Source organism: Herbiconiux moechotypicola (assembly GCF_024979255.1).
In the GTDB taxonomy this organism is placed as follows: domain Bacteria; phylum Actinomycetota; class Actinomycetes; order Actinomycetales; family Microbacteriaceae; genus Herbiconiux; species Herbiconiux moechotypicola.
Genome location: NZ_JANLCN010000026.1, coordinates 1 through 4,413, shown reverse-complemented (window position 1 = coordinate 4,413; position 4,413 = coordinate 1). Strand labels below are relative to the sequence as shown.

Sequence of the window (4,413 nt, the reverse complement as noted above, 5' to 3'; positions counted from 1 at the left end):
GAAACCGCGACACCCTCAAAGACTCTCAGCCGCAACCGTCAACCTTTGTCAGACACGCCCTAGGTGTCAACGTTCTCGAGCATGACCGCAGCCTGCGACGAGAGCTGGCGGCGATTCATTTCATTCTTGATGAAAAGCGCACGCATCTTGGTGAGAATTCCACCACCGATGCGATTGAGTCGGTAGTCAGCCGGAAAGGTCCTAACCACGCAGGCTTCTAACGCGTCAGCTCGTGACGTCACTGCGGCGAAGATGCGAGTCGTATCAAGGGCTCTGAACGCGTCGATGGACATCACCGATTCGTGCACCGGCCCGAAGACGAGCCGATCCAATTTCTTCGTCCCGGCCCAGTGATTCTTAATACGGCGCCGCATATCACTCGACTGCCCTATATATGTTTGCCGGTAGTCGTCCAGCACCATCACGTAGAGACCCTCCCTGCCGTCCAATTCTTTGAGGTCCATGATGGGCCGGAGCTGCTTTTTTCGCTTGAGCATGGTGCTGACGGCTTCGTCGAAGGACGCCTGCGGAATTTGGGCGAAGAAAGCCATGTTGAGATCGAAGTTCACCAGAGCCTCCTCGCGGAGCTCCGCACAGTGAGCGTCGGTATAGATCCGATGGTCTTCATCTTCGAACCACGAATCCATTGCGTCCCAAAGCGACGGGCTCCAATCGCGCGGCAGATGTACTGTCAGCTTCTTGTCGGCGAGGGCGTATCTTTCTCGCATCAACCGATGGCCGTACTTTCCGGGGAGCCTGACCTCCCCGAAGTGCTCCACCGGCTCTTCATCAGGCGCGAGAGTGAAAGCTTTCGCCCACCTGCGCCGCGGTCGTTCCGGCCCCTCGTAGTTCAGGATCAGCATCGCGACCTCCGCACTCTCGGTAAAGAGATCATGGCTCGCTTAGTGCGAGCGACTCAACCGCCACCAACACATCCCTGGGTATCTTCGTAGTCGCGATCCGCCAGACAAGGTCCACCCGCGGGTTGTAGATCCCGAGGTAGGCGATCTCTCGGCTGTTCGCCGGATCATCACAGAACGTGATCCAGTAGAGCAACAGCTGGAGGATATCAACGCGATCAGGTGCAGTGGCGGACACCTTCAGATCCCAAATAGTGTCCGGGGTTACAAAGTCGATATGTCCATCGAGCTGAAATCGCTCAGAATGCACCGCCCAAGTTCCGGGGCGGTCGGGTCGACCGAATCGCTCAAAGCATCGAGCAATACGTGCGCGCATCTCAGCGATATGCTCCAGCGTCTCGTCGTTCTCACCTTCCAGCCACTCCAGCTCGTCGAGGTCATCAAATTCTGACGTCCGAAACATCGCTGCTACGCGACCAGTACCACTTTCCGTGTGCTCACCGCGGCGGACTGCTCGAATCGCTTCCAAGGCGGCAGCCTTGTTCCCCACACTCGCACGCGGGTCTTCTCCTAGGTCCCATCGGCCCAAGAGTTCCACGGCCGAACCGATGGTCCCTGGGCTTCCGCTCTCGGTCCGTCGCGTCAGCGATGCACCTCCGAGCCGGTACTGGTCGAATAGAGATAGTGAGAGAGCTCCCCCGCTTAAGCGCACACCCTGCTCGGCTCGACCTCTCACGAACTGCCACCGCAGCCGCTTCCGCTGCCACTTACGAAGGCGTTCCGTCACTTCCAACGCGTTCGGCCATTCCTGCTCGGCCGAGTCCGATCCCGACCCGGTCTTGGCCTCACTCAAATGGGCCACCGCACGGCGAGCCGCCGAAAGATCCGATTCGCCGATCGCTAGCAATGCTGCAGACTCGGCGTCCTCGGCAATGGCCAGGCGCCGCGCGGCATCCTCCCGCAATCGCTGAGACTCTGCGACCGAGTTCACTCTTCTCCCACTCGGACGACGACGCTCAGCCTCGACGGCAAGAGCGTCAGCACGCTGACGCTCGCTCTTCGCCAGGTCAAGGTTCACCGCGCACACATACTCGAGCAACGAATTAGCTCTAAGCGCAAGAACCGCAGCGCGCTCCTCGCCGATCCTGAACGCACGTACGCCATGCAGCCGATCTCCGCTCAGAACGTATTCAAGTGCAACGTCCACTGGATTCGCTCGTTCGACCATCAACGATCCTGAACCACTCGCGAGCGCTCGACAGCACGGTAGACCGTGGCGCGACCCACTCCGAACAGCTCACACAGCTCGGCAATGCTGTGGCCGCCGGCCGTGTGCAGCGCTACCAGATGACGCTCTTGGGCAGGGCTGAGCTTCGGGCGACGCCCCTTCAGCCGGCCCTTGCTCCTGGCAATCTGCATACCCTCGCGAGTTCGCGCACGGAGCAGGTCGACCTCGAACTCCGCGACCATCGCGAGGACGTTAAACAGCAGCCGGCCGATGGGGTCGTGCACGGCTCCCCCCAGGCTCAACCGGATGCCACCGTCGGCCAGCTCGGTGGCGATGTCTCGTGCATCCGGGATTGATCGGGCAAGGCGATCGAGCTTGGTCACCACGAGCGTGTCGCCGGCGCGGCATGCGGCCAGCGCCTTCCCGAGTCCGGGTCGATCGCGGTTGGTGCCGCTGCGGCCGTGGTCGACGTAGATGCGCTCGGGTGCGACGCCGAGCTGCGTGAGAGCAATCGTCTGAGCAGTGACGTCTTGGGCGTCGGTGGAGACGCGGGCGTAGCCGATGAGGGTTTCGGTCATGTGGGCAGTCTCACATAGCCCCCGGTCACCGGAACCTATTTCGGACTAGGTAAACGAGACGCGCCGTTTCGGCGTGTCGGGGTGTTCGTTCGGGCGTCCGGTGCACGATCCCCTATCGAGACGACGCGCTCGGCGAACGAGGCTCTCCACTCATGGGTTCTCGAGCGGGGAACGACTCATGACGCGGCCCTGCGGTATCCGCCATCATCGAGTTATGGGGAGTCAGCGCGTCTTTGAAATTGCCAATGAAGCCAGGACCGATACGACGACCGCACTGAATGCTTTAGCAAGACTGGGTGTCGACGTCACCGAGCCCACGAAGCGGCTCGATGCAGCCCAGACCCGCCTGCTGCGAGCCGCATTGGGCCTGCCGCCGGCCCCAGCGGGCCCGCCGCAAAGCACGCCGCCTGCTGCGTCGCCTCACCGCGAACCAGCTCGAACACCGCCGGGCCGCGGGAAGGCGGCAGGGCCGAAGCCCCAGATCCGTCCGGCACCCAAGCAGCTGCTCGCCGCCGAGCACGATGATGGGGTCAGAAGGATGATCCCGGATTTGTTCGAGCTCCTGCTACGCAGCGACAACCTGCCCCCAGATGGGACCGTCATCGTATTTCACGAGGCCTCCGCACGGCCAGAATATGGTCTGTCCACGCGCGACCGGCAGTCGTGGGTGCCCCCGCGTGGTACCGACCGCAAGGCACTTCTCGATCCTCTCAGGACGATCGATCGCGCGTACCGCGACCGGGCCCTGATGCCTCCGAACGTGTTCATTGGAATCGACGTTCCCAACAAGCGAGCCTGGTTCGGACGCTCCTTTCACGCGAACCCTACCGGCCCATTTCTGGACGCCACCACCCTGCAGCCCATTCCCGAGATCTTGACGGGACCGCCGGCTCGGCTGGCCCCCAAAGCGCAGATTTTCCATCCGCACCACGTTCCAGATCTCAAGGCTGACCTCAGCACGCCGGGCGATGGCCCGGAAGAAGCGTTCCTTCTGCACGAGGAGCTAATGCAACTCGCCGTCGACAGCCTGGATAGCGACGAACCACTGGACCCTCTCCCAGTCCATCTCAACGGGTTATGGATCTTCGCCCGCCCCGTCATCATGCACCGGCCTGATGGCACCGAACGTCACGTCCGAGCGGTGTGGTTTCGGCAGGGTGAGGCTATGTGGCGGATGCGCGCTTTCGCGGCGGGGGTCGGCCGGGAACCGAAGGAAGTCGGAGCGCCTCTGTCAGGACGGCTGCCGTTTGTTCCGGTCTGGGACCAGTCCCGACCGGAACAGAAGCTCGTGGCCGCGGTCTGGGCACTGATGTCGCAAGGCAATGTCACCGAATCCTCGCGCGTGCGCCATGACGGCACACCACCGGGTGCCATTTCCGATCCGGCCGACCTCACGATCGTGCGGGTGAAAGCTGGCACGAAGCACGCCAAGGTCTACCGGCATGATGACCCCAGCTTCTCCACTGACAGGCCCGCCTGGAGCGTTCGTGGCCACTGGCGCCGTCAGCCCTACCCATCACTCGGCCGCGATGACGCAGGCAATGTCATTACGAAGATGAAATGGATTGCCTCCTACACGAAGGGTGACCAGCAGCGGCCAGAATCTCCGGAGAAAGTAATTATCGTTCGACCGTAGGCTCTGATGTGTCTGTGACACATGCTTTTGCACCGCGGATAATTGACGTTATGTCAATACAAAGTGGGCACCTTCGCACTGGACACACCGGCGCGTAGACCCCGCAATGGT

General features: G+C 61.9%; 4 protein-coding genes. 1 reads left to right on the top strand and 3 read right to left on the bottom strand.

Annotation, left to right across the window (positions count from 1 at the left end; genetic code table 11):
• Positions 1-59: 59 nt before the first annotated feature.
• The 3 genes from N1031_RS20345 to N1031_RS20335 are packed head-to-tail and all read right to left on the bottom strand — an operon-like array spanning position 60 to position 2,666.
• Positions 60-863 (bottom strand): GIY-YIG nuclease family protein, encoded by an 804-nt coding sequence (locus N1031_RS20345; RefSeq protein ID WP_259481785.1) that lies wholly within the window; start codon positions 861-863, stop codon positions 60-62.
• Positions 864-891: 28 nt separating this feature from the next.
• Positions 892-2,088: a hypothetical protein gene (locus N1031_RS20340; RefSeq protein WP_259481784.1), complete on the bottom strand. Its 1,197-nt coding sequence runs from the start codon at positions 2,086-2,088 to the stop codon at positions 892-894.
• The gene (locus N1031_RS20335) at positions 2,088-2,666 is read right to left on the bottom strand and encodes a recombinase family protein (protein WP_259481783.1); all 579 of its coding nucleotides are present in this window, start codon (positions 2,664-2,666) and stop codon (positions 2,088-2,090) included. The genes N1031_RS20340 and N1031_RS20335 overlap by 1 nt, the downstream gene beginning before the upstream one ends.
• A gap of 214 nt (positions 2,667-2,880) precedes the next feature.
• On the opposite strand from N1031_RS20335, the gene N1031_RS20330 reads away from it, so the two are divergent.
• On the top strand, positions 2,881-4,302 hold the full coding sequence (locus N1031_RS20330; RefSeq protein ID WP_259481782.1) for a hypothetical protein: 1,422 nt from the start codon (positions 2,881-2,883) through the stop codon (positions 4,300-4,302).
• The last annotated feature ends 111 nt before the right edge of the window (positions 4,303-4,413 follow it).